Annotated in this window: 19 protein-coding genes; 14 read left to right on the forward strand and 5 right to left on the reverse strand. The window is 74.0% G+C overall.

The window, feature by feature from the left end; translation table 11 throughout:
• Positions 1-24 precede the first annotated feature (24 nt).
• The 7 genes from ACFXGN_RS09005 to ACFXGN_RS09035 all read left to right on the forward strand — a co-directional run bounded on the left by ACFXGN_RS09005 (position 25) and on the right by ACFXGN_RS09035 (position 11,988).
• Positions 25-789 (forward strand): adenosylcobinamide-GDP ribazoletransferase, encoded by a 765-nt coding sequence (locus ACFXGN_RS09005; RefSeq protein ID WP_384855415.1) that lies wholly within the window; start codon positions 25-27, stop codon positions 787-789.
• 1,277 nt (positions 790-2,066) lie between these two features.
• Complete coding sequence (locus ACFXGN_RS09010) at positions 2,067-3,575, forward strand: leucyl aminopeptidase (RefSeq protein WP_384855418.1); 1,509 nt, start codon at positions 2,067-2,069, stop codon at positions 3,573-3,575.
• A gap of 280 nt (positions 3,576-3,855) precedes the next feature.
• Positions 3,856-5,244, forward strand: a complete 1,389-nt coding sequence (gene lpdA / locus ACFXGN_RS09015) for a dihydrolipoyl dehydrogenase (RefSeq protein ID WP_384855421.1) — start codon at positions 3,856-3,858, stop codon at positions 5,242-5,244.
• A gap of 62 nt (positions 5,245-5,306) precedes the next feature.
• On the forward strand, positions 5,307-7,088 hold the full coding sequence (gene sucB / locus ACFXGN_RS09020; RefSeq protein ID WP_384855423.1) for a 2-oxoglutarate dehydrogenase, E2 component, dihydrolipoamide succinyltransferase: 1,782 nt from the start codon (positions 5,307-5,309) through the stop codon (positions 7,086-7,088).
• A gap of 120 nt (positions 7,089-7,208) precedes the next feature.
• Positions 7,209-7,832, forward strand: a complete 624-nt coding sequence (locus tag ACFXGN_RS09025; protein WP_351779577.1) for a GntR family transcriptional regulator — start codon at positions 7,209-7,211, stop codon at positions 7,830-7,832.
• Positions 7,833-8,111: 279 nt separating this feature from the next.
• Positions 8,112-10,817, forward strand: a complete 2,706-nt coding sequence (aceE, locus tag ACFXGN_RS09030) for a pyruvate dehydrogenase (acetyl-transferring), homodimeric type (RefSeq protein ID WP_384855427.1) — start codon at positions 8,112-8,114, stop codon at positions 10,815-10,817.
• 211 nt (positions 10,818-11,028) lie between these two features.
• Positions 11,029-11,988, forward strand: coding sequence for a helix-turn-helix transcriptional regulator (locus tag ACFXGN_RS09035; RefSeq protein ID WP_384855429.1), 960 nt, complete (start codon positions 11,029-11,031; stop codon positions 11,986-11,988).
• A gap of 207 nt (positions 11,989-12,195) precedes the next feature.
• Here the strand turns inward: ACFXGN_RS09035 and ACFXGN_RS09040 are convergent, their stop codons facing one another.
• The gene (locus ACFXGN_RS09040; RefSeq protein ID WP_384855432.1) at positions 12,196-13,131 is read right to left on the reverse strand and encodes an SDR family oxidoreductase; all 936 of its coding nucleotides are present in this window, start codon (positions 13,129-13,131) and stop codon (positions 12,196-12,198) included.
• A 97-nt stretch (positions 13,132-13,228) separates the two neighbouring features.
• On the opposite strand from ACFXGN_RS09040, the gene ACFXGN_RS09045 reads away from it, so the two are divergent.
• The gene (locus ACFXGN_RS09045) at positions 13,229-13,750 is read left to right on the forward strand and encodes a DUF4240 domain-containing protein (protein ID WP_384855911.1); all 522 of its coding nucleotides are present in this window, start codon (positions 13,229-13,231) and stop codon (positions 13,748-13,750) included.
• Between the two features lie 85 nt (positions 13,751-13,835).
• On the opposite strand, the gene ACFXGN_RS09050 is transcribed toward ACFXGN_RS09045, so the two are convergent.
• Both ACFXGN_RS09050 and ACFXGN_RS09055 read right to left on the reverse strand, forming a co-directional pair.
• Positions 13,836-14,669 (reverse strand): SDR family NAD(P)-dependent oxidoreductase, encoded by an 834-nt coding sequence (locus ACFXGN_RS09050; protein WP_384855435.1) that lies wholly within the window; start codon positions 14,667-14,669, stop codon positions 13,836-13,838.
• Positions 14,669-15,463 (reverse strand): SDR family NAD(P)-dependent oxidoreductase, encoded by a 795-nt coding sequence (locus ACFXGN_RS09055; RefSeq protein ID WP_384855438.1) that lies wholly within the window; start codon positions 15,461-15,463, stop codon positions 14,669-14,671. Before ACFXGN_RS09055 ends, ACFXGN_RS09050 begins: the two co-directional genes overlap by 1 nt.
• 133 nt (positions 15,464-15,596) lie before the next feature.
• Between ACFXGN_RS09055 and ACFXGN_RS09060 the strand changes: the two genes are divergently transcribed.
• Positions 15,597-16,268 (forward strand): TetR/AcrR family transcriptional regulator, encoded by a 672-nt coding sequence (locus ACFXGN_RS09060; protein ID WP_384855441.1) that lies wholly within the window; start codon positions 15,597-15,599, stop codon positions 16,266-16,268.
• Here ACFXGN_RS09060 and ACFXGN_RS09065 read toward each other — a convergent pair.
• Entirely contained in the window at positions 16,255-16,758 is a 504-nt protein-coding gene (locus ACFXGN_RS09065; RefSeq protein ID WP_384855444.1) for a GNAT family N-acetyltransferase, read from the reverse strand. The two genes, ACFXGN_RS09060 and ACFXGN_RS09065, sit on opposite strands and share 14 nt — an antisense overlap.
• Positions 16,759-17,721: 963 nt before the next feature.
• Here ACFXGN_RS09065 and ACFXGN_RS09070 point away from each other — a divergent pair.
• Positions 17,722-18,633 (forward strand): TIGR01777 family oxidoreductase, encoded by a 912-nt coding sequence (locus tag ACFXGN_RS09070; RefSeq protein WP_384855447.1) that lies wholly within the window; start codon positions 17,722-17,724, stop codon positions 18,631-18,633.
• Positions 18,634-18,819: 186 nt separating this feature from the next.
• The gene (locus tag ACFXGN_RS09075; protein WP_384855450.1) at positions 18,820-20,193 is read left to right on the forward strand and encodes an NAD(P)/FAD-dependent oxidoreductase; all 1,374 of its coding nucleotides are present in this window, start codon (positions 18,820-18,822) and stop codon (positions 20,191-20,193) included.
• 927 nt (positions 20,194-21,120) lie between these two features.
• Here the strand turns inward: ACFXGN_RS09075 and ACFXGN_RS09080 are convergent.
• Entirely contained in the window at positions 21,121-22,800 is a 1,680-nt protein-coding gene (locus ACFXGN_RS09080) for a regulator (RefSeq protein ID WP_384855452.1), read from the reverse strand.
• A gap of 288 nt (positions 22,801-23,088) precedes the next feature.
• On the opposite strand from ACFXGN_RS09080, the gene lipB reads away from it, so the two are divergent.
• From lipB to ACFXGN_RS09095, 3 genes are all read left to right on the forward strand, one after another.
• Positions 23,089-23,949 carry a lipoyl(octanoyl) transferase LipB gene (gene lipB / locus ACFXGN_RS09085; protein WP_384855454.1) on the forward strand — a complete coding sequence of 287 codons (861 nt, stop codon included), beginning with the start codon at positions 23,089-23,091 and terminating at the stop codon, positions 23,947-23,949.
• A gap of 102 nt (positions 23,950-24,051) precedes the next feature.
• Complete coding sequence (lipA, locus tag ACFXGN_RS09090) at positions 24,052-25,008, forward strand: lipoyl synthase (RefSeq protein ID WP_384855457.1); 957 nt, start codon at positions 24,052-24,054, stop codon at positions 25,006-25,008.
• Positions 25,009-25,300: 292 nt separating this feature from the next.
• Entirely contained in the window at positions 25,301-25,516 is a 216-nt protein-coding gene (locus ACFXGN_RS09095) for a hypothetical protein (protein WP_384855460.1), read from the forward strand.
• Positions 25,517-25,519 lie beyond the last annotated feature (3 nt).

The following is a 25,519-nucleotide window of genomic DNA, read 5'->3' on the forward strand; positions in this document are numbered from 1 at the left end:
GGGTCCGACGATTACCCTGCCCGGATGGACGGCCTGCGTTTCGCCTTCGGCACCCTCACCGTGTTCCCCGCCCGCATCACCCGCTGGGACCGGGACGCGGCACGCGCCGGGATGCTCTGCGCCCCGGTCGCCGGGCTCGCCGTCGGGGTCTGCGCGGCCACCCTCGGCAGCGCCTTCCTGCTGCTCGGCTCCGGCCCACTGCTCGCCGCCGTCGCCACCACCGCCGTACCCGCCGCCCTCACCCGCGGCCTCCACCTCGACGGGCTCGCCGACACCGCCGACGGCCTCGGCAGCGCCAAGCCCGCCGAGGACGCGCTGCGCATCATGAAGCAGTCGGACATCGGCCCGTTCGGGGTCATCACCCTGGTCCTGGTGCTCCTCGCCCAGGTCGCCGCGCTCTTCGAGCTGTACGGGGAGGGCTGGGCGCAGGGCGCCGCCGGGACGGTCCTCGCGGCGGTCGTCGCCCGGCTCACCCTCACCCACGCCTCCCGGCACGGCGTCCCCGCGGCCCGCCCGGAGGGCCTCGGCGCGATCGTCGCCGCCACGGTCCCGGTCCGCTCCGCGACCCTCACGACCGCGCTGGTCCTGGTCCTCTGCGCGGCGACGGGCCTGCTGTTCTCCTCGTACGACGCCGTCCACCAGGTCCTGGCGGCGGGAGCCGCGATGGGCGCGGCGGCGCTGCTGCTCCGCCGGTGCGTGCGCCGCTTCGGCGGGGTCACGGGGGACGTGTTCGGCGCCCTTGAGGAGACGGCGGCGACGGTGGCCCTGGTGGCGCTGACCCTGGGCTGACCCCGGGCCGGACCGGGGCGTGGCCGCTCCGGGGCCGTACTCCGGGCGGGCTCGGCGGACTTGGCGCCGCGGCCCGGCGCGTACCGTTCCCGCGACGGGCCGAGGACGTCGTCGGCGCGGGCGGAGGGGCGGTCGCGGCTCCGGCCGAAGTGGGCACCCTGGGCTGTCCGTTCGGCGATGCTCCGGGCGGGGGGCCCGGAACTGCCGCCGGTACCGGTCGCGGTCGGAGGTGACGACGGGTTCGCGGCGCCCGTCGGCGGTGCGCCCACTCGGGAGCCGGGCCCGGCCGCCACCCTCGACGGGGACGCCGAGGCAGCCGGTGCGGGGCGGCCCGTACAGCCGTGACTCCCGCCGCCCGAAGGGGCGTTGCCCTCGGAGGTGAGGGTTCCGGACGGCCGAAGGGGCCCGCCCTCCCGGCGGTGGTGGCGCCCGTCGTGATGCCGTCGAGGACGCCGGACCGGCCGGTGCGGTCGAGTCCGACGCCGGGGTGCGCCCAAGTGCGGGCGTCGACCTGCGGAATCCCGAAGGTCCGTTCGTACGCCCTGAGGGCGGTCCGCTCGGCGGAGCCGTCGCCGAGGGCGGTCCCGTGGGGCGGGACGATCCCCCCGGCACTCGGCGCGGGGGCGCCCGGTCGCGCTGTCGGAGGGGTCGCCGGGGAAGGCGGTGCCCGGCACCGGCCGGTGCCCGTCGTCCGGGCCGATCCGGCGGTACGGGACACCGGGGCCCTTCGGCTCGACGGCGATCGCCCCGAACCCGCCGCCCCGCCGCCGACGACGAGGCCGGTGAGGCGGGTGAGGTCGGTGATGCCGGTCCGGGACGCCGGGCCTGCGCGGACGGCGCGGTGGGGTGGCGAGCGGGGCGGCGGTGGCGAGCGCGGCGATCCGGGACGTACGGGGTCCGGCGCGGGAGCCCCGGCGGGCGCGGGGCCTGGTTCCCGGCGTACGGATTCGGCCGGAGTGCACCGGGGGAGATCCCCCCTCGGCGGGACCTTCCGCGTCCGGGACGGGGGCGGAGGGCCCGTGGAGACGCCGCAGATGGTGCGAGGACGCGCGTGCCGCCCCCGCGCGAATGAGGCATGTGCGCGGGAGCGCCCCGAGCCCGGACGGTAAACATGAAAGAGACATCACGGACGAGTGAACCAACGCCGCCGTGAGCGAACCGGGCACGCGAGCGTAGGCTCGTTCTCGGCGCTCTTCGGGCCGAAATACGATGCGGCGGGCACGGTCGGCCCATCCCTCGACCGCCACAGAACTCAATGGAAGCGAGATTTCACCACCGTGACTGCTCTCACTCTCAGCACTGCCGGTGCGGCGACGCTGCGCGCCGACGTCCTCGTCGTCGGCGTCGCGAAGTCCGGGAAGGCGCTGGTCGTCGCCCCGGGCGCCGAGGCCGTCGACAAGGCCTTCGAAGGCCGGCTCGCCGACGTCCTGGAGACCCTGGGCGCCTCGGGTGCCGAGGGAGAGGCGACGAAGCTGCCCGCCCCCGCCGGCCTCAAGGCTCCCGTCGTCCTCGCCGTCGGTCTGGGCTCCGCGCCCGAGGACGGCGAGTCCTACGGCGCCGAGGTCCTCCGCCGTGCGGCGGGCACCGCCGCCCGCATCCTGACCGGTACGAAGAAGGCCGCGTTCGCGCTGCCGATCGCCGCCGCCGAGGACGCCGGTGCCGTCGCCGAGGGCGCCCTGCTGGGCGCGTACGCCTACACCGCGTACCAGGAGGCCGGCAAGGACGCCAAGAAGCCGCTGGGCGAGGTGGCCCTGCTCGGCGCCAAGCCGCGCGACAAGGCCCACAAGGCCGCCGCCGAGCGCGCCCTGGCCGTGGCCGAGGAGATCAACCGCGCCCGCGATCTGATCAACATGCCGCCGAACGACCTGACCCCGGCCGCGTTCGCCGCCGCCGCCCAGGCCGCGGGCAAGGAGCACGGCCTGAAGGTCCAGGTGCTCGACGAGAAGGCGCTCGCCAAGGGCGGCTACGGCGGCATCCTGGGCGTCGGCAAGGGCTCCGAGAACCCGCCGCGCCTGGTCCGCGTCGCCTACACCCACCCGAAGGCGGAGAAGACCCTGGCCCTGGTCGGCAAGGGCATCACCTACGACTCGGGCGGCATCTCCCTGAAGCCGGCCGGGCACAACGAGACGATGAAGTGCGACATGAGCGGTGCCGCCGCCGTGTTCTCCTCCGTCGTCGCGGCGGCCCGCCTCGGCCTGGAGGTCAACGTCACCGGCTGGCTCGCCCTCGCCGAGAACATGCCGTCCGGCTCCGCCACCCGCCCGGGCGACGTGCTGCGCATGTACAGCGGCAAGACCGTCGAGGTCCTGAACACCGACGCCGAGGGCCGGCTCGTCCTCGCCGACGCGCTGACCAAGGCGTCCGAGGAGAACCCGGACGCGATCGTCGACGTGGCGACCCTGACCGGCGCCATGGTCCTGGCGCTCGGCAACCGCACCTTCGGCATCATGGCCAACGACGACGACTACCGCACCGCGATCCACGAGATCGCGGACGAGGTCGGCGAGGCGTCCTGGCCGATGCCGCTCCCCGCGGACCTGCGCAAGGGCATGGACTCCCCCACCGCCGACATGGCGAACATCGGCGAGCGGATGGGCGGCGGCCTGGTCGCCGGTCTCTTCCTCCAGGAGTTCGTGGGCGAGGGCATCACCTGGGCGCACCTGGACATCGCGGGCCCGGCCTACCACGAGGGCGCGCCGTACGGCTACACCCCCAAGGGCGGCACCGGCTCCTCGGTGCGCACCCTGGTGAAGCTGGCCGAGCGCACGGCGGCCGGCGAGGTCTGAGCGAAGCGCTGACGGTACGGCCCCGGGGACGGCGTCCCCGGGGCCGTACCGTTCGCCCACGACGAAATCCGCACATTCGTACCAGCTGACAACCCCTGCGTACGGACGAGAGGCCGGTCTCACACACCGGCCCCGCGTCCCGTCCGCCGTCAACAAGTGCGAAGATGGGTTCTCGGCAGGACAGGGCCCCCACCACAGGGCCGAAAATAAGCGGCCGGACACCAGCCGCCGCCTGGTCATCGAGGACCGGCGACGAGCGCACATGCATGGAGGACGTGACGTGGCGAACGACGCCAGCACCGTTTTCGACCTAGTGATCCTCGGCGGCGGTAGCGGCGGTTACGCCGCGGCGCTGCGCGGAGCTCAGCTGGGCCTGGACGTCGCACTGATCGAGAAGAACAAGCTCGGCGGCACCTGCCTGCACAACGGCTGCATCCCCACGAAGGCCCTGCTCCACGCCGGTGAGGTCGCCGACCAGACCCGCGAGGCGGAGCAGTTCGGTGTCAAGGCCTCTTTCGAGGGCATCGACATCAAGGCCGTGCACAAGTACAAGGACGACGTGATCTCGGGCCTGTACAAGGGTCTGCAGGGTCTCGTGGCCTCCCGCAAGGTGACCTACATCGAGGGCACGGGCCACCTGTCCTCGCCGACCTCCGTGGACGTCGACGGGCGTCGCGTCGAGGGCCGTCACATCCTGCTCGCCACCGGTTCCGTGCCGAAGTCGCTGCCCGGTCTGGAGATCGACGGCAACCGGATCATCACCTCGGACCACGCGCTGACGCTGGACCGGGTGCCGGAGTCCGCGATCATCCTCGGCGGCGGTGTCATCGGCGTCGAGTTCGCCTCCGCGTGGAAGTCCTTCGGCACCGACGTGACGGTGATCGAGGGCATGAAGCACCTCGTCCCGGTCGAGGACGAGAACAGCTCGAAGCTTCTTGAGCGCGCGTTCCGCAAGCGCGGCATCAAGTTCAACCTCGGCACCTTCTTCCAGTCCGCCGAGTACACCGACAGCGGCGTCAAGGTCACCCTGGCCGACGGCAAGACCTTCGAGGCCGAGGTGCTCCTGGTCGCCATCGGCCGCGGCCCGGTCTCCGCCGGTCTCGGTTACGAGGAGCAGGGCGTCGCCATGGACCGCGGCTACGTCCTGGCCGACGAGTACATGCGCACCAACGTGCCGACGATCTCGGCCGTGGGCGACCTCGTCCCGACGCTCCAGCTGGCGCACGTCGGTTTCGCCGAGGGCATCCTCGTCGCGGAGCGGCTGGCCGGTCTGAAGACCGTCCCGATCGACTACGACGGTGTGCCCCGGGTGACGTACTGCCACCCCGAGGTCGCCTCCGTCGGCATCACCGAGGCCAAGGCCAAGGAGATCTACGGCGCGGACAAGGTCGTGGCCCTGAAGTACAACCTCGCGGGCAACGGCAAGAGCAAGATCCTCAAGACCGCGGGTGAGATCAAGCTCGTCCAGGTCAAGGACGGCGCCGTGGTCGGCGTCCACATGGTCGGTGACCGCATGGGCGAGCAGGTCGGCGAAGCGCAGCTGATCTACAACTGGGAGGCGCTGCCGGCCGAGGTCGCGCAGCTCATCCACGCCCACCCGACGCAGAACGAGGCGCTCGGCGAGGCCCACCTGGCCCTGGCCGGCAAGCCCCTGCACTCCCACGACTGACGCTCACGTCATCACAGGGCGCGACGACCACTTCCCGCAATTCGTTAGGAGCAACTGAAACCATGTCGGTTTCCGTAACCCTGCCGGCGCTCGGCGAGAGCGTCACCGAGGGCACCGTCACCCGCTGGCTCAAGGCCGAGGGCGAGCGCGTCGAGGCCGACGAGCCGTTGCTCGAGGTCTCGACCGACAAGGTCGACACCGAGATCCCCGCCCCCGCCTCGGGCATCCTGGCCTCCATCAAGGTCGCCGAGGACGAGACCGTCGAGGTCGGCGCCGAGCTGGCGATCATCGACGACGGTACGGGTGCCCCGGCCGCCGCTCCGGCTCCGGCCGCCGAGCCCGTGGCCGCCCCGGCGCCGGTCGCCGAGGCCCCCGCCGCCCCCGCCCCGGCCCCGGTGGCCGAGGCTCCGGCCGCCCCGGCGGGCGGTGCCACCGGCACCGACGTCGTGCTGCCCGCGCTGGGCGAGTCCGTGACCGAGGGCACCGTGACCCGCTGGCTGAAGTCGGTCGGCGAGACCGTCGAGGCCGACGAGCCGCTCCTGGAGGTCTCCACGGACAAGGTCGACACCGAGATCCCGGCGCCCGCCTCCGGCGTGCTCCTGGAGATCGTCGTCGCCGAGGACGAGACCGCCGAGGTCGGCGCCAAGCTCGCCGTCATCGGTGCCGCGGGTGCGGCTCCGGCCGCCGCCCCGGCCCCGGCCGCTCCGGCCCCCGCCGCCGCCCCGGCCCCCGCCGCCGCCCCGGCTCCGGTCGCGGCCCCGGCTCCGGTGGCCGCTCCGGCGCCGGTCGCCGCCCCCGCTCCGGTCGCCGCTCCGGCTCCCGTGGCCGCTCCGGCCCCGGTCGCTCCGGCTCCGGCCGCCCCGGCCCCGTCCATCGCCCCGGCGCTGGTCACCCCGGTCCCGGCCGCTCCGGCCGAGGACGGCGCCTACGTGACCCCGCTGGTCCGCAAGCTCGCCACCGAGAACGGTGTCGACCTGACGGCCGTCAAGGGTTCGGGCGTCGGCGGTCGCATCCGCAAGCAGGACGTCCTCTCGGCCGCCGAGGCCAAGAAGGCCGCCCAGGCCCCCGCCGCCGCTCCGGCCGCCGCCGCGCCGAAGGCCCCCGCCCTGGAGGTCTCCCCGCTGCGCGGCCAGACGGTCAAGATGACCCGTATGCGCAAGGTCATCGGCGACAACATGATGAAGGCGCTGCACGGCCAGGCCCAGCTGACCTCGGTCGTCGAGGTCGACATCACCAAGCTGATGAAGCTGCGCACCCGCGCCAAGGCCTCGTTCGCCGCCCGTGAGGGCGTCAAGCTCTCCCCGATGCCGTTCTTCGTGAAGGCGGCGGCCCAGGCGCTGAAGGCCCACCCGGTCATCAACGCCCGGATCAACGAGGGCGAAGGCACGATCACCTACTTCGACACCGAGAACATCGGTATCGCGGTGGACTCCGAGAAGGGTCTGATGACCCCGGTCATCAAGGGTGCGGGCGACCTGAACATCGCCGGCATCTCCAAGAAGACCGCGGAGCTCGCCGGTGCGGTGCGCGCCAGCAAGATCACCCCGGACGACCTGGCCGGTGCGACCTTCACCATCTCCAACACCGGCTCGCGCGGCGCGCTCTTCGACACGATCATCGTGCCGCCGAACCAGGTCGCCATCCTGGGCATCGGCGCCACCGTGCGCCGTCCGGTCGTCATCGACCACCCGGACCTGGGCGAGACGATCGCGATCCGCGACATGACGTACGTCGCGCTGTCCTACGACCACCGTCTGGTGGACGGCGCCGACGCCGCCCGCTACCTGACCTCGGTCAAGGCGATCCTGGAGGCCGGTGAGTTCGAGGTCGACCTCGGGCTGTAACCACGTGCGCCGGAAGGCAACGTAACGAGCCTCACCTGCGGCGCCCCCGTCCGGAAGTGTTTCCGGACGGGGGCGCCGCCGTATTGTCTTGAGAGTCAACACTCCCCGAGGAGCCGCGTCATGACCGTCCCCGTCGTCCACTCGCTGCGCGAGCAGATCCGCGAGCACATCGTGGAGGGGATCGTCAGCGGTCGCTGGAAGCCGGGCGAGCGCATCGTGGAGCGCAGGATCGCGACCGAGCTGGAGGTCTCCCAGACCCCCGTCCGGGAGGCGCTGCGCGAGCTGGAGTCACTGCGGCTGATCGAGTCGGCGCCGAACAAGGGCGTCCGGGTCCGCAATCTGACCGCCGCCGACCTGGAGGAGAGCTATCCCGTCCGGGCCGGTCTCGAACAGATCGCGGCCGAGCTGGCGGCGGGGCGCCTGTCGGCGGACTGCTCGGCCCTGGAGCCTCACGTGGCGGCCCTCTACGAGGCGGACGCCACCTCCGACGGCACGGCGCAGGTGCGGCACACGGTGGCCTTCCACCGGGAGCTGGTGAAGGCGGCGGGGAACAGCGTGCTGCTGCACACCTGGGAGACGCTCGGCATCGAGGTCTTCACGGCGCTGTCGATCCGCTGGCTGGGAACCGTCCAGAAGTCGTACGCGGAGGAGCACCAGGAACTGGTGGAGGCCTTCCGCAGGGGTGATCCGCAGATCGGCGCGCTGGTGAAGGCGCACGTCCTGGGATGCGCGCCGCGCGCCTGAACCTCTAGAACTTCCCGGTGGCCCCGCACTGACGGGGCTTCGCTCATTTGTGCGACGCCCCTCTCATGAAAAGCCCCCCACCTGCGAAAACCAGGCACCCGGTGCCCCATTTCGCGGCACCCTGTGCCGACTTTCTCGATCTGAAGAGATTTTCCCCTTCATCCTTTGATCGATCATCGATCGTCGGTTTAGAGTCTTCGGCGGGCCCACCCGGCCCTTCGCCCTGTCCTGCCAGACACGGCCCCCATCTCCACCCCACCTGTCCGGAAGGCGGCGATCATGACCGATCCCGTAGGCAAGATTCCGAGCGAGCTCGACCAGCTCCCGGACCGTGACACCGAGGAGACCGCCGAATGGGCGGCCTCCCTCGACGCCGTCACCAAGGCCGCCGGCCCCCATCGGGCCGCCTACCTGATGCGCCGCACGCTCCAGCACGCCGAAGGCGCGGGCCTCGCCCTGCCGAAGCTCCTGGAGACGGACTACGTCAACACCATCCCGACCTCCGCCGAGCCGACGGGCGCCGACTTCGACGGCGACGAGGCCATGGAGCGCCGCATCACCGCCTGGAACCGCTGGAACGCGGCGGCGATGGTCACCCGCGGCTCGAAGTACGGCGTCGGCGGTCACATCGCCACCTTCGCGTCGGCCGCCTGGCTGTACGAGACCGGCTTCAACCACTTCTTCAAGGGCAAGGAAGCCGACGGTTCCGGCGACCAGCTCTACATCCAGGGCCACGCCTCCCCCGGCATATACGCCCGCGCGTTCCTGGACGGGCGCCTGAACGAGGCCCACCTCGACAACTTCCGGCAGGAGTCCGGCGGCAACGGCCTGCCCTCCTACCCGCACCCGCGCCGACTGCCCTGGCTGTGGGAGTTCCCCACCGTCTCCATGGGTCTGGGCCCGCTCTCCGCGATCTACCAGGCGCGCTTCAACCGCTATCTGACCAACCGCGCCATCAAGGACGTCTCCGCCTCGCACGTGTGGGCGTTCCTCGGTGACGGCGAGATGGACGAGCCGGAGTCGACCGCCGCCCTGGCGCTCGCCGCCCGCGAGGGTCTGGACAACCTGACCTTCGTCATCAACTGCAACCTCCAGCGCCTCGACGGCCCGGTCCGCGCCAACTTCAAGATCGTGCAGGAGCTGGAGGCCCAGTTCCGCGGCGCCGGCTGGAACGTCGTCAAGTCGCTGTGGGGCAACGCCTGGGACGAGCTGTTCGCGCTCGACACCACCGGCGCCCTGGTCCGCCGTCTGCGCGAGGTGCCGGACGCCCAGGTCCAGACGTACCAGACGCGTGACGCCGCCTACATCCGCCAGGACTTCTTCGGCAAGGACCCGGCGCTCGTCGAGATGGCGAAGCTGCTCTCCGACGACAAGATCCTGGAGTGCTTCCACCTGTCGCGCGGCGGCCACGAGCCCCGCAAGGTGTACGCCGCGTACAAGGCGGCCGTGGAGTTCAAGGGCGCGCCGACGGTCATCCTCGCGCAGACCGTCAAGGGCCACACCCTGGGTGAGGGCTTCGCGTCGAAGAACGCGAACCACCAGATGAAGAAGCTGTCCACGGACGAGTTCAAGAACATGCGGGACCTGCTCGAACTCCCCATCTCGGACGACCGGTTCGCCGACGGCCAGGTGCCCTACGGCCACCCCGGCGCCGACTCCCCCGAGGTCCGCTACCTCCAGGAGCGCCGTGCGGCCCTCGGCGGTCCGGCCCCGGCCCGCCGCACCCACGCGCTCGCCCCGCTGCCCGCCCCCGCCGAGAAGGCCTTCGCCGCCTTCGACAAGGGTTCCGGCGCGCAGTCGATGGCCACGACGATGGCGTTCGTCCGGCTGATCAAGGACCTCATCCGCGACAAGGAGACCGGCAGGCGCTGGGTCCCGATCGTCCCGGACGAGGCCCGCACCTTCGGCATGGAGTCGCTGTTCCCGTCGCTCGGCATCTACTCGCCGAAGGGGCAGACGTACGAGCCGGTCGACCGCGACCAGCTGATGTACTACAAGGAGGCCAAGGACGGCCAGATCCTCAACGAGGGGATCACCGAGGCCGGTTCGATGGCCGACTTCATCGCCGCGTCCACCGCGTACTCCACGCACGGTGAGGCGATGATCCCGTTCTACATCTTCTACTCGATGTTCGGCTGGCAGCGGACCGCCGACCAGATGTGGCAGCTCGGCGACCAGCTCGGCCGCGGCTTCCTCGTCGGCGCGACCGCGGGCCGTACGACGCTGACGGGCGAGGGCCTCCAGCACGCCGACGGGCACTCGCCGGTGATCGCGGCGACCAACCCGGCCGCCCTGTCGTACGACCCGGCGTTCGCCTACGAGGTCGCGGCCATCGTCAAGGAGGGTCTGCGCCGGATGTACGGCGAGGCCGCCGAGGGCGAGGACCGGGACGTCTTCTACTACCTCACGGTCTACAACGAGCCGATGCCGCAGCCCGCCAAGCCGGCCGGGATCGACGAGGGCATCGTCAAGGGCCTCTACCGCTTCAACACGGCGGAGTCGGCCGGTCTCGACCTGCCCGCGAACGCCTCGCGCATCCAGCTGCTCTCCTCCGGCACGGCGATCCACTGGGCCCTGGAGGCGCAGCGGCTGCTCGCCGCCGAGTGGGGCGTGGGCGCCGACGTGTGGTCCGCGACCTCCTGGACGGAGCTGCGGCGCGACGCCCTGGAGGCGGACGCGGCGCTGCTGCGCGGCGAGGAGCGGGTGCCGTACCTCCGCAAGGCCCTCGAAGGCGTCGAGTCCCCGGTGCTCGCCGTCTCGGACTACATGCGCCAGGTCCCGGACCAGATCGCGCAGTGGGTCGAGCAGGACTGGTCCTCGCTGGGCGCGGACGGCTTCGGTCTGTCGGACACCCGGGACGCGGCCCGTCGTCACTTCGGCGTCGACCCGCAGTCGATCGTCGTCGCGGCCCTCGCGCAGCTGGCCCGCCGGGGCGAGGTCCCGGCCACGGCGGTCAAGGAGGCGCGCGAGCGCTACGGCCTGTAGGCCACCGGCCCGACCGGGTCCGAGGGGCCGCGCCCGTACCTCTGGTACGGACGCGGCCCCTCGGGCGTTTCCCGGCCCGACCGTGCGGCGGGGTCGCGGGGCGCGGCGGTCCGGCTCCGACGCGGCCCTCCCCCGGACTCCCGCCGGGCTTCCCCCGCGCTCCCGCCGGGCTCCGTGCCCGGGGCCCCGGTACGGATGGCAGGGTGGGGTCATGCGTGCCGCCCGGCTGATCAAGATGGTCCTTCTGCTGCAGTCCCGTCCCTCGATGACGGCGGCCGAGCTCGCCGCCGAGCTGGAGGTGTCGGAGCGGACCGTCGCCCGTGACGCGCTCGCCCTCTCGGAGGCCGGGGTTCCGGTGTACGCGGACCGGGGCAGGACCGGCGGGTACCGGCTCGTCGGCGGGTACCGCACCCGGCTGACGGGGCTGGAGCGCGGTGAGGCGGAGGCGCTGTTCCTGTCCGGTCTGCCGGGCGCGCTGCGGGACATGGGGCTCGCGGACGCGGCCTCCTCGGCGCGGCTGAAGGTGAGCGCGGCCCTGCTGCCCTCGCTGCGGGACGCGCCCGCCGCGGCGGCCCGGCGGTTCCATCTGGACGCCCCGGGCTGGTACCGGGAGCCGGAGACGCCCCGGTGGCTGGCGCCGCTCGCGGAGGCCGTCTGGGACGACCGGTCGGTCCTGGCCGGGTACCGGCGCGGGGAGACCGAGGTGGAGCGGGCCCTCGATCCGTACGGGCTCGTCCTGAAGGCGGGCGTCTGGTACGTGTGCGCCAGGGCCGGTTCCTCGTTCCGCACCTACCGGGTGGACCGGTTCGTGTCGGTGGAGGTCGGCGGGGAGCGGTTCGTACGGGAGGAGGGCTTCGACCTGGCCGCCTTCTGGGCGGAGCGGTCGGCCGGGTTCGCGCGGTCGATCCTGCGGGCCGAGGTGGTGCTGCGGCTCACGGAGGAGGGCGCGCGCAGGCTGCCGCACGTGACGGACCGGGCGGCGGCCGAGGAGGCGCTGGCGGCGGGGACCGCCGGGGACGGCCGGGTGACGGTGACGCTGCGGGTGGAGAGCGAGGAGGTGGCCTTCGCCCAGCTCTTCGGGCTCGGGCCCGAGGTGGAGGTGGTGGCGCCCGGCTCCCTGCGCGAGCGGTGCGCCGAGGCGGCGCGGAGGACGGCCGGGCTGTACCGGTAGCGGGGCGCGCCGTCGGCGCGGCGCGGGTGGGCGGCCGGACACGACCGGGTGGCTCGGGCCCGGCCGCCCGGGAGACTCCCGTACGGGTACGGCCCCGGCCGGTGCCGGGCACGCGACCCGTTGGGGCGGTGGGGGGGGCGGGCACGTGCCCGCCCCGTCGGCCGCGCCGGAGACCGCGCCCAGGGGCCGCGCCCGGTGCCGGTGGCCCTACCGGTAGTCGTTCGCGTCCGGTTCGCCCGTCTCACCGGCCGTGATGAAGGCCCAGGCGTCGGGCCGTGAGCCGTCCGCGTCGGTGAAGCCGTACTCCTTGGCCAGGGCGCCGCTGGAGGTGGAGCGGCCGTTCCAGCGGGCCCGGTCGGGGTCGGCGGCGAGGGCGGCGAGGGCCCGGCCCACGTAGACGGGGGACTCGGAGACCGCGAAGCCGGGGACCTTCTCGACGGCGTCCCGCCAGTTCTCCTCGGTGACGCCGAAGCCCGCGAGCATCTGTTCGGAGCGGAGCCAGCCGGGGGTGACGCAGACGGCGGTGGCGCCGTGGTCCGCCAGTTCCTCGCCGAGGCCGAAGGCCATCCGGACCGGGGCGGTCTTGGCGAGGTCGTAGAAGAGGTTCTCGCGGAAGCGGGTGCCGTTGTAGTCGGCGGTGCCGTCGGTGACCTCGACGACGAGCCCGCCGGGGTGGCGGATCAGCAGGGGGACCGCGAGGTGGGAGGTGATGACGTGGGAGCGGACGCCGAGTTCCAGCATCCGCAGGCCGTCGGTGAGGTCGATCTCCCAGGTCCTGCTGCCGAAGACCCCGCCGATGAGGTGCTCGCCGCCCCAGATGTCGTTGACGAGGACGTCGAGGCGGCCCCGTTCCCGGTCGATCCGTTCGACCAGCGCCCGGACCTGTGCGGGGTCGAGGTGGTCGGTGGGGACGGCGATCCCCTCGCCGCCCGCGGCCGTCACCAGTTCGGCGGTCTCCTCGATGGTCTCGGTGGTCCGGCCGACCTCGCTGGCCCTCTCCCGGGTGGTGCGGCCGGTGACGTACACGGTGGCTCCTGCGGCGCCGAGCTGGACGGCGATGGCCCGGCCCGCGCCCCGGGTGGCCCCGGCGACCAGGCAGATCCGCCCGCGCAGCGGCTCGGTTTCCGTCGTCTTCGTTTCCATGGGGCCAGCGTGGCAGGAATGCACGACACCTTCTGTCCGGATTCCTCGGGGCTTTCCGGGTGCGTCGCGCGCGGCGAGCCGTGATGCTGGTCCCGTGATGGACGAGACCGAGTTCTGGGAGATCATCGACGCCGGCCGCGAGGCCGCCGAGGGCGACCCCGAGGAGCAGGCGGACCTGCTCGTGGAGCGGCTGACCGGGCTGGATCCGGACTCCGTGCTCGACTACGCGCGCCATTTCGAGGCCCGGTTCAACCGCGCGTTCCTGTGGGACCTGTGGGGTGCTGCGGCGGTGCTGTTCGACGGGGCGGGCGACGAGGCGTTCGACTCGTTCCGCTGCTGGCTCATCGGGCAGGGCCGGGAGGTGTACGAGGGCGCGGTGCACGATCCGGACGCGCTGGCGGAGCTGCTCGGCGACTTCGACGCGGAGATCGACGGGGACGGTGAGGAGATCGGTTTCGCGGCGGACGAGGCGTACGAGCGGCTGACCGGGGCGGAGACCCCGGACCTGGGGCTGCCGATGCCGGGCGCGGAGCCCTCGGGGACCCCGTTCGACCTGGCGGACGACGAGGTGCTCGCGGCCCGGTTCCCGCGTCTGTGGGAGCGCTTCGGGACGGTGTAGGACGGCGCCGGAGGAGGCCGGGGACGGGACAAGGGGAGGTACGGACCCGGGCGCCGTCCCGCGCCGGGCCCGTACCGTTCGGGGGTCAGCCCCGCGGCGGCCGGGGGTTCTCCTGGCGCAGGATCATGTCCGTGCGGGGCTGGAGCGCCGGGAAGAGCTGCTCGGGCTGCGGGATCGCCCAGTACTTCCCCTCGGCGACCATTTCGAAGACGCGCTCGGCGTGCTCCTCCGGGGTGAGGCCGTGCTCGTCGGCGAGGGTCTGGAGGTGCTCGTTGAAGGCGGTGACCTCGGGCGGGAGGCTCTCGCCGGGGCGGGCGGCCCGGAAGATCTCGCTCTTGACGGAGCCGGGGGTGACCACGGAGACCTGGATGGGCGCGCCCTTCATCAGCATCTCGTGGTGGAGCGACTCGGTGAGCGCGAGGGTGCCGAACTTGGTGACGCTGTACGGGGCCATGAGCGGGCTGGGGAGCATCCCGCCGACGGAGGACACGTTCACCACCCAGGCCTTCTCGCCGCGTTCCAGCATCCGTGGCACGAAGGCGCGGATGCCGTTGACGTAGCCGCCGATGTTGATCCGGAGCATGGCGTCCCAGCGTTCGGCGGGGATCTCCCAGGACCAGCCCATGGACATGATCCCGGCGTTGTTGACCAGCAGGTCGACGACGCCGAAGCGCTCGTACGCGCGGTCCGCGAGGGCCGTCACGGAGGCGGGGTCGGCGACGTCGGTCGGCACCGGCTCCACCTCGGCGCCGGTGGCCCGCAGTTCCTCGGCGAGGGCGGTGAGCCGGTCGGCGGCGATGTCGGCGAGGACCAGTCGCATCCCGAGTCCGGCGGCGTGCCGGGCGAGTCCGGCGCCGATCCCGGAGGAGGCGCCGGTGATGACGGCCGTACGGCCGTGGAAGACCTCGGAGGCGCTCATCAGAAGTGGGTCCCGCCGTCGACGCGGACCTCGGTGCCGGTGATGAAGCGGCCGTCGTCGGAGGCGAGCATGGCGACGACCCCGGCGACGGTCTCGGGGCCCGCGAAGCCCTGGCCGAGGGCGGGGGCGAGCTTCGTGAAGAGCGACATGTCGGCGTCGGCGGGCAGGCCGGGGCCCGTGGACCGGCGGCTGGCACCGGAGCCGTCGGTCATGCCGGAGGAGATGGAGCCGGGCTGGACGGCGGTGAAGCGGATGCCCCGCTTGGCGTACTCGGCGGCGAGGGCGTGGGTCATGGACTGGATGCCGCCCTTGCTGGCCGCGTAGGCCGCCATGTAGGGGTGGGCGAACATCGCGGAGGTGGAGGAGAAGTTCACGACGGCGGAGCCGTCGCCCGCGAGGAGGGCGGGGATCGCCTCGCGGATCATGAGGAAGGTGCCGGTGAGGTTGATCCGGAGCACCTGCTCGAAGGCGTCGAGGCTGGTCTCGTGGGTGTGCGAGGAGCGCAGCACCCCGGCGGCGTTGACCAGGACGTCCAGACCGCCGAGGGCCTCGACGGCGGTGGCGACGCCCGCGCGCACGGAGTCCTCGTCGGCGACGTCCACGACGACGGTGGTCAGGCGGTCGGCGGCGTCGCCCGCCTTGGCGACGGTGTCCTTCAGGCCGTCCTCGCTGATGTCGGCGGCCACGACCCGGCCGCCCTCGGCGAGCACCCGCAGGACGGTGGCCTGGCCGATGCCGGAGCCGCCGCCGGTGATGAGGGCGCGGCGCCCTTCGTAACGGGTCAGCTGGTTCATGACGAAACCTCTCGATATCAAGATTCCGGGGAACGACTTTCCGGGGAATGCGACCACCGTACGTCCAAGTGGCACGTTTTGCCATAGATGCATGTCGTGCACGCTCAGCGGTCGTGGGCGTACGCTTCGTACGGTGAGCACCAAGCCCGCGGGCGCCACGCCCCCCACCAGGACGCTGACGGAACGCCGCAAGGCCGCCACCCAGCTGGACATCGCGCGCGCCGCCGCCGAACTCTTCACCGAGCGCGGGCCCGACGGCACCACCGCCGAGGACATCGCCCTGCGGGCGGGCGTCGCACTGCGCACCTTCTACCGCTACTTCCGCTCCAAGCAGGACGCCGTCGCCCCGCTCCTCGCGGGCGGCGCCGACCGCTGGCGCGCGCTCCTCGCCGCCGCCGAGCCCGGCGCGGACCTGCCCGGCGCCCTGGAGAGCGCCGTCGTCGCCTCGCTCGCCGCCGACGGCGACGAGGCGGAGGAGGGGCTCCGGTGGACCCGTGGGCTGCTGCGCGCCGCCGCCGAGGACCCCGCCCTGCGGGCCGTCTGGTACCGGGTCAACCAGGAGTCGGAGGAACGGCTGCGCGTGGTCGTCGCCGGGCTCGCGGGGCCGGACGCCGACCCGCTGGAGGTACGGCTCGCGGCGGCGGCGGCCACCGGCGCCATCCGGATCGCCCTGGAGACCTGGGCCGAGGGCGACGCCCCCACCCGTGGCGAGGGCTCCCCCGCCGTGCTCGCCGTCCGCTGTCTGCGCGAACTCATGGGCGGGCTGCCGCTGCCGACCCCGGGCGGGGAGCTCAGGAACCGGTGAGCGACCGCCCCATCAGGACGTCGTCCACGTACGCCCCGCCGACGAACAGCTCGCCCGGCAGGACCCCCTCGACCGCGAAGCCCTCGGAGGCGTAGAGCGCGCGGGCCGGGGCGTTGTGCCCGAGCACCCGGAGCGTCATCCGGACGGCGCCGTCGGCCCGCGCCCTGTCCATCGCCGCCCGCAGCAGCGCCCGCGCGACCCCCTGCCCCCGGGCGGACCCGGCGACGACGAGACCCTGGATCTGGCGTACGTGTGCCATCGCCGCGAGCGGGGTCGGCGGCGCCGCCCGGACGTACCCGACCACGACGCCCGCGCGCTCCGCGACCAGATAGTCCTCCGGCAGGTGCCGCTCGTCGAAGAACGGCCCGTACGGCGGGACGGGGGCGGGCAGCACCGCGTGCAGCGGCGACCAGGTCACCCGGTCGAGCTCGGCGAGGACGTCGTCGTCTTCGGGGGCGGCGGCCCGTATCAGCGTCTCCGGCACGATCATGACAGCCACTGTGCCACGCGGCCCCCGGGAAGCGGGAGGCGCTCCGGCCCGAAGGAGGTGCCGGACGACCGCCCGCCCGATCCCCGGCGGCCGGGGTGCTCACCCTCCGGGCGGGCCGGGGAGGTGGCGGAGACCGGCGGGAGCGGAGCGGCACGGGGACGCCGGGGCTCCGGGCTTTCGGGACGCCGGGCCTTCGGGCGCCGGGCCTTCGGGCGCCGGGCCTTCGGGGCGCCGGGCCTTCGGGGCGCCGGGCCTTCGGGGCGCCGGGCCTTCGGGGCGCCGGGCCTTCGGGCGCCGGAGGACGCCCGCCCGGGTGCCCCGGCACCGGGATGCCGGGCACCCGCCCGCGCGGCCCGCGACGACGGAGGGCACCCGCCCACGGCCACGGACGGGCCCGGTGAGGCCGCTCTGCCGTCTCCGCCGGGAGCGGACGGAGGACGCCCCGAACCCCGGAGACGGGAGGCGCGCCTCCTCGACCCCGTACGGCCGGGAAGGAGGGTGGCCGTGCCCGCACCCCTCGCGGTGGGACGGCGGCGGGACGGACCCGGGTCTCGCCGCCACGGCCTCCGGGAGCGAAGGCCCCGCCGCCCCGGGCGGCCGGGACAGCCAGGGCGGGACGAAACGGCGGGCGGTCCTCTCAGCCGGTACGGGTACCCGTACCCATACCCGTACGGCGGGGAGGAAGGCCCCGGCGCGGGCATCGGGACCGCCTTGTCGCCCCCTGGGCCCGGGACCGACGGCCTGAGGCCAGGACCGAGGCCATGGACCGAGGCCGCGGACCAGGACGACCGCCCGGCCCGACGACGGCGGAGGCGGACGGCGGACGGCAGACGGCAGACGGCAGACGGCAGACGGCAGACGGCAGACGGCAGACGGCAGAAAACGAACGACTGACAACGGACGACAGACGACGACCCGGCGGCGGACGGGACGCCCCTCCTCCCGGGGAGGCAGGATGGCCCCATGCAGCGTTCCGCCTCCCGCAAGCGCGTCGCCGTCACCGGCGCCTCCGGTCTCATCGGCTCCGCCCTGGTCCGCTCCCTGCGCGCCGACGGGCACGACGTCCTCCGCCTCGTGCGCCGCCCGGCCCGTACCGCCGACGAGGTCGAGTGGGACCCGAAACGGCTGTACGTCGACGCCGCCGGGCTCGTCGGCGTCGACTCCGTCGTCCACCTCGCGGGCGCGGGCGTCGGCGAACGCCGCTGGAACGAGGCGTACAAGCGGGAGATCCGGGACAGCCGGGTCCTCGGCACCACCGCGATCTCCCAGGCCCTCGCCTCCCTCGCCGAACCGCCGGAGTCCCTGGTGTGCGGCACCGCACTCGGCTGGTACGGCGACACCGGCGACCGGCCCGTCGACGAGAGCGCCCCCGCCGGGACCGGCTTCCTGCCCTCCGTCTGCGTCGAGTGGGAGGCCGCCGCCGCCCCCGCCGAGGAGTCCGGCATCCGTGTCGCGTATGCCCGCACCGGCCTGGTCGTCGCCCGCGAGGGCGGCGCCTGGGGACGCCTCTTCCCCCTCTTCCGCGCCGGGCTCGGCGGCCGGATGGGCGACGGCCGCCAGTACTGGTCGTTCATCTCCCTGCACGACGAGGTGGCCGCCCTGCGCCACCTCATGGACACCCCCGGACTCTCCGGCCCGGTGAACCTGACCGCCCCCGACCCCGTCACCAACCGCGAGGTCACCGCCGCGATGGGCCGGGTGCTGCACCGCCCCACCCTGTTCACCGTCCCCGCGCCCGCCCTCAGGCTGGCGCTCGGCGACTTCGCGCAGGACGTGCTGGGCAGTCAGCGGGTGCTGCCGGGGCGCCTCCTGGAGACCGGGTTCACGTTCGCGTTCCCCACGATCGACGACGCGATCCGGGCCGCGGCGCACTGACCGGGGCACTCCCTCCCCCTCCTCCGGCGCCCCTGCGCTCCCCCGTGCCGCACGTACCCCGCCCGCGCGCGGATGGCACCCGTGGGAGCGCTGCCTACGCTCGACGAGAACGGCGTACTCGGGCATTCCGACGGCCCGTTGGGGGCATAGGCCCCCCACTGGCCGGGCCGACCTGGGGAGGGGCACGTGCTCAACAGCGCAGACAGCGCGCACAGCGCAAGGACCGCACAGCGTACGGACGTCGACGTCGTCATCGTGGGGGCCGGAGTCGCGGGGCTCGCCGCCGCGCACCGGCTCACCCGCGCCGGGCTCTCCGTCGCCGTCCTGGAGGCGGAACCCCGGATCGGGGGCCGGATGGCCACCGAGACCGTCGACGGCTTCCGGCTCGACCGGGTCGGCCCCCTGCTGACCCAGTCGTACGAGGAACTCCGGGCCGTCCCCGGGCTCGACGGCCTGGCGCTGCGCCCCTTCACCCCGGGGGTGCTCGTGCACAGCGACGGCCGGTACGCGCGATGGGGCGCCCCGCACCCGCGCCGGTCGGCGGCCGGGCCCCGGGGCACGGGCCACCGGAGCGTGGGGGGAGCGTTCAGCATGGCACGCGCCCTCGCGAGCGCCCCCCGGCATCCGGCGGCCTCGCTCGACCAGGCGCGCCTCGGCGCCTCGCTCGTCCGGCTCGCGGCGACCCCGACCACCCGGATCCTCGCCCGCCCCGAGCGGACCGCACGCGAGGCACTGACCGCCCGGCTGCCCGCCAGGACCGTGCAGGGGGTGCTGCGTCCGCTGCTCGCCGCGCTCCTCGGCGACCCGGACCTCGGTGTGTCGAGCCGCCGCGCGGACCTGGCGCTGCGGGCCTTCGCCCGGGGCAGGCTGGCGGTCCCCGAGGGCGGTTCGGCGGCGCTGCCCGAACGGCTGGCGGCGGCGCTCCCGGCGGACACGGTACGGACCGGTGTCCGGGTCACGGAGGCGTCGGTCTCGCGGGTCAGGACGGCGGAGCACGGGGTGTTCCGGTGCCGGGCGGTGGTGATCGCCACCGGGGCGCGGACCGCCGCCAAGCTGCTGCCGGGGCTGCGGACCCCGGCCTTCCACGGGGTGACGGTGCTCCACCACACGGCTCCGGCGGCGCCCACGGGCGACCCGACGCTGTTCCTGGAGTCCGACCCGGGCGGGCCGGTGTCCCACACCGCCGTGATGAGCGCGGTGGACCCGAGCCGGGCGCCCCGGGGCCGGGCCCTGATCACCTCGACGGTCCTCGGGACGGCCCCGGACGACACGGAACGGCGGGTCCGCAAGCACCTGTCGACGCTGTACGGCACCTCGACCGACGAGTGGGAGCTGCTGGCCCTGCACCACACGCCGGACGCGGTCCCCTCGATGGCGCCGCCGCACGACTCCCGCCGCCCGGTCAGGCTCCTCGCGGGCCTGTACGCCTGCGGCGACCACCGGGCCACGAGCACCCCCCGGGGCGCCCTCGCCTCGGGCCACCGCGCCGCCGAGGCCCTCCTGACGGACCTGGGCCTCCCTCCGGGAGAACCCCTGCGGGAGGAGGAGACAGCCGCCTGAGACAGCGGGGGCGACGGCTGCCCGGTCCGCCGTACGGGACCGGTGCGCGCGGGACCCGTAGCGAGGGCCCGGAGCGCCCGGCCCCGGTCCGGGACGACCGGGCAGGGCGTACGGGGGCGGAGCCCCGGGAGCACCCGCACACGGGGACGACGGGGGCACCCGACTACGGGGGAATCGACCGCGCCCGGGTGGGAGGAGCCGAGCGGCTCGGCTCCTCCCACCCGGGACCGAGAGAGCCGGAGCGCCCGTCCCACGGCGAACGCCGGGGCCGGGCGCTCCGGGGCTTTCGGCCACCGGGCCACCGGCTACCGGCTACCGGCTACCGGCTACCGGCTACCGGCTACCGGCTACCGGCTACCGGCTACCGGCTACCGGCTACCGGCTACCGGCTACCGAGAGGATCGGCCGCGCCCGGTCCGTACGGAACCGAGTCCCGGGCTCCTCACGCCCGGGACCGGAAGACCCGGAGTCCCCGGCCCACGGAGAGGCGAGCGGGCCGGGGCCTCGCCGGGCCGAGTGCCCGACGTGCTCCGCACCGGGGTGGAGGGCCCGGAGCGCCCGGCCCACGGCCTCACCGAACCCGGAATCGGGACCCCGCGCGCGGCGGAGAGAGCGAAAGCCCGAGGCCCCGGCACCGGCCCGGTGAAGCGACCAGGGCCGGGAGGCCTCACCCGTCAGGGACCGTCCGATGGAGAGCCGACGCGCACAGCGCCGATGCACCCGGCCCCGGGCCCAGGCCCGGCCTCCGGCCCGGACGACCGGGCCGGGCCAGGACAACGGGCGGGCCGAGACGACGAGGGCGCGGGCCGGGACGACCAGACCAGACCGAGCCGATACGACAGGCGGGCCCGGACGACCGGCCCCGACCCCGGCGCGGACAGGACCTCCCGCTTCGACCCCCCGCGCCCCGCGCGCCGCCCGCTCCCGTCAGCCGATCGCCGCGACCCGGTCGCGGTACGTGCGGGCCGCCGCCGCGTCCCGGTAGGGCTCCAGACGGCGCTCGAAGTCGCGGACGTACTCGACCGCGCGGGCCGAGCGCATCTCGGAGGCCTGCTGGGCGGCTTCCGCACCGAGCGCGCACGCCTGTTCGAGTTCCCCGAGGGCCAGCCGGGAGGTGGCCAGGACCACCCGGCAGAAGAGCCGGCTGCGGGCGAAGCCGGGGGCGCGGAGCTGGAGCGAGCGCTCGGCGTGCTGAGCGGCGGTGCGGTACTGCTGGAGGTCCCGGTGGCAGTGCCCCAGCTCGTCGGCGAGCTGGGCCTCGTCGAACGTCCGGGCCCAGTGCGGCACCTCGTCGCCCGGCCGCGCCGCTTCGAGGGCCCGCTCGGCCCGCACCAGGGAGGCGGTGCACGCGCGGGCCTCGCCGAGGACCGCGTGGCCGCGCGCCTCGACGGCGTGCAGCATCGCCTGGACGACGGGCGGGGCGGCGGGCCCGACGCCCTGCTGGGCGACCCGGGCCAGCTGCACCGCCTCGCGCCCGTGGCCGAGGTAGACGGCCTGGCAGCTCATGGTGAGGAGCACGTACGAGCCGTAGGCCCGGTCCCCGGCGGCCTGGGCGAGGCGCAGCGCCTGCACGAAGTAGCGCTGGGCGAGACCGTGGGCGGCGATGTCGTACGAGGTCCACCCGGCGAGCCGGGTGAGGTCCGCGACGGCGCCGAACAGCCTGCGGCCGGTGGACTCCCCGTACGTGCCGCGCAGCATCGGCTCGGCCTCGTGCTCCAGATAGCGGACGAGGGCCTGCCGGGCGTGGCCGCCGCCGTAGGCGTGGTCGAGGGTGCGGAAGAGTTCGCCGACCGAGCGGAGGGCGGCGATGTCCCCGCCGGAGACCCGCTGGCCGGGGCCCCGGTCGGTGCCGCGCTGCCGGGGCACCGAGAACCGGCCCTGCTGGGGCACCCGGGCGTCCTGCGGGGCGCGCCCCTCGTGGCCCGCGCGGCCGGGGTCGTACGGTGTCCGCCCCTCGTGCGCCGCCCGGCCCTCGTAGGGCTGCCGTCCGTCCTGCGGGGCGCGGCCGTCGGCGGTCCTGAGGTCGTGCCCGGCGCGCCCGTCGTGCGGGGCGCGGGGGTCCGACGGGAACCGGGGGTCGTACGGGAGGCGGGTGTCGTGTCCGGCGCGGACCACGGCGGCGGGCGTGCGGACCGCGGCGGGCTGCGGCTCGCCTCGGGCGACCCGGTCGTCGGCGCGGCCGATGAGCCAGTCGCGGCTGGGCACGACCAGGCCCGCCGGGGTGAAGGCGATCTTGCGGAGTTCGGCGTGGCTGCCGGAGTCCTTGCGCCAGAGCCCGCTGACGATGTCGACCGCCTCCTCGGGGGTGGCGGCGAACTCCAGGCCCGCGTAGACCGGGGCGCAGGCGTCGAGGCCGAGGTCCTGGGCGGAGAGGCGGCGGCCGAGGCGACGGGTGAAGACCTCCGCGATGAGCGCGGGTGTGGTGCCGCGCGGCTGCTGGCCGCGCAGCCAGCGGGTCACGGACGTCTTGTCGTACCGCAGATCGAGGCCGTGCTCCAGACCGAGCTGGTCCACCCGTCTCGCGAGCCCGGCGTGGGAGAACCCGGCTTCGGCGATGAGCGCGGCGAGCTGGCGGTTCGGGATGCGCTGCGGGGGTCGTTCCGTCATCAGCTGTGCGGTCTCCTGCCTTCCGGGTCCTGGCGGCAGACCCGTCGGACCCTCATGGAACGGCGCGAATTTAGCGGTCCTCACGGCCCGTACTGCCAGCTTCGCCCCACATTCATCCGATCGTGTGAGGATTGGGGGCATCGCTGACGCGATGCCCCCGTCCACCTGCCGGACGGGTGTTCCCGCCGCCGCCGTACAGTGGCAGGGGCGCGAACGACGCAGGGTGTCGCACCGGTCCGGGACGATCCCCGGTCCCCGGTCCGCGGCGCCCCAGGAGGAGGCATGGCCGTGAGTGAGCTGCGATTCGTCCGCCTGGGGTTCGGCGGGGAAGCCGTCGAGTACCAGGAGGCCTGGGACAAGCAGCGCGAGGTGCACGCGGCACGGTTCGCCGACGAGATCGACGACACCTGTCTGCTCCTCGAACACCCCCCGGTCTACACCGCCGGGCGGCGCACCACGCAGAGCGAGCGGCCCCTCGACGGGACGCCCGTGGTGGACGTGGACCGCGGCGGCAAGATCACCTGGCACGGTCCCGGCCAGCTGGTCGGCTACCCGATCATGAAGCTGCCCCGGCCGGTGGACGTGGTCGCGCACGTGCGCCGTCTGGAGGAGGCGCTGATCCGCACCGCCGCCGAGTTCGGCCTGGAGACGAGCCGGATCGAGGGGCGCAGCGGGGTCTGGGTGCTCGGCGATCCGGTCGAGCTGCGCCCGTCGCCGGGCGGCCTGTCGCTGGACTTCGACCCGCGCCTGGCCGACGAGGAGTTCGACCCCCGGCTGAACGGCCCGGAGTACGCCCCGTCCAACGCGGGCCAGCGCCGCGAGGACCGCAAGCTGGCCGCGATCGGCATCCGGGTCGCCAAGGGCGTCACGATGCACGGCTTCGCGCTCAACGTGAATCCGGACAACACCTGGTTCGACCGGATCATCCCGTGCGGCATCCGGGACGCGGGCGTGGCCTCGCTGGCGAACGAGCTGGGCCGGGACGTGCCGATCGCGGAGGTCCTGCCGGTGGTGGAGAAGCACCTGCGGGAGGTCCTGGAGGGCGCGGAGCCGAAGCCGCGCGCGGTCGAGCGCCCGGCGGAGACGGTCGCGGCGGCCCCGGCTCCGGAGCCGTCCCGGAGCTCCGCTCCGGCCCCGGTATCGGCCTGAGGAATGCGTGGCCCTGGCCAGAGGTTGGCCAGACGTAATAAGGCATGGGAAGCAACGGCGTACCCTGGTGTGCGCCGAAGAATCGAAGCTACAGGAGCCGATGTGTCCGCAGTCGCACCCGACGGACGCAAGATGCTGCGCCTGGAGGTCCGGAACGCCCAGACCCCCATCGAGCGCAAGCCCGAGTGGATCAAGACCCGGGCGAAGATGGGGCCCGAGTACACGAAGATGCAGGGCCTCGTGAAGAGCGAGGGCCTGCACACGGTCTGCCAGGAGGCGGGCTGTCCCAACATCTTCGAGTGCTGGGAGGACCGCGAGGCCACCTTCCTCATCGGCGGTGACCAGTGCACCCGGCGCTGCGACTTCTGCCAGATCGACACGGGCAAGCCCGAGGCGCTGGACCGGGACGAGCCGCGCCGGGTGGGCGAGTCGGTCGTCACGATGGACCTGAACTACGCCACCATCACCGGCGTCGCCCGCGACGACCTGGAGGACGGCGGCGCCTGGCTGTACGCGGAGACCGTGCGCCAGATCCACCGGCAGACCGCCGAGCGGGCCGACGGGCGCACCAAGGTCGAGCTGCTGGCCCCCGACTTCAACGCGGTGCCGGAGCTGCTGGAGCAGGTCTTCGACTCGCGCCCCGAGGTCTTCGCGCACAACGTCGAGACGGTGCCGCGGATCTTCAAGCGGATCCGCCCCGGCTTCCGCTACGAGCGGTCGCTGGACGTCATCACGCGCGCGCGTGACTACGGTCTGATCACCAAGTCGAACCTGATCCTCGGCATGGGCGAGACCCGCGAGGAGGTCAGCGAGGCGCTCCAGCAGCTGCACGACGCGGGCTGCGAGCTGATCACCATCACGCAGTACCTGCGCCCCTCGGTCCGGCACCACCCCGTGGAGCGCTGGGTGAAGCCGCAGGAGTTCGTGGAGCTGAAGGAGGAGGCCGACGAGATCGGCTTCTCGGGCGTGATGTCGGGCCCGCTCGTCCGCTCCTCGTACCGGGCCGGTCGGCTGTACGCGCAGGCCATGGAGAAGCGGGCGTCCGCGCAGGGCGCCTGAACCAGCGCCCGATTCGGCGCCCGCATCGGCGTGTGAATCCGAGCACAAATGGTTACCGGCCAGTAGCAGCCGGATCGGACGCGGCCCGTACGGCCCCGCAGCTCAGCGGGGACGTACGGGCCGCGTCCCCGTGCGCCCGTTCCCCCGACCGGCCCCATCAACGTTTCATCAGTGTTTGACCACCGGGTCACGTGCTGGTAACACCGATCTGTGAGCCTGGTTCCACCCCACCGCGACCATCCGCTCACGTCCCCCCGCCTCGCCTCACCCGTCATCGAGGAAGGACCCCGACATGCCGGCCGCATCGACGCACGTACGCGTCACCGCGATCCCGTCCGTCACCGACGCCCTGAAGGCCGTGGAGGCGCTGTTCCTGGGCGCCGGACAGCGCACCGCCCGGCGGAACGCCTGGAACTCGGTCCTGGAGGACCGCCGCCGCGCCAAGGACCGGGTCGAGGCCCAGCACGTGATGGAGGCCGCGTCGGGCCGGGCTTCCCGGGCCACGTAAACT

Origin of the sequence: Streptomyces sp. NPDC059247, from assembly GCF_042754005.1 — a bacterium.
Classification (GTDB): domain Bacteria; phylum Actinomycetota; class Actinomycetes; order Streptomycetales; family Streptomycetaceae; genus Streptomyces.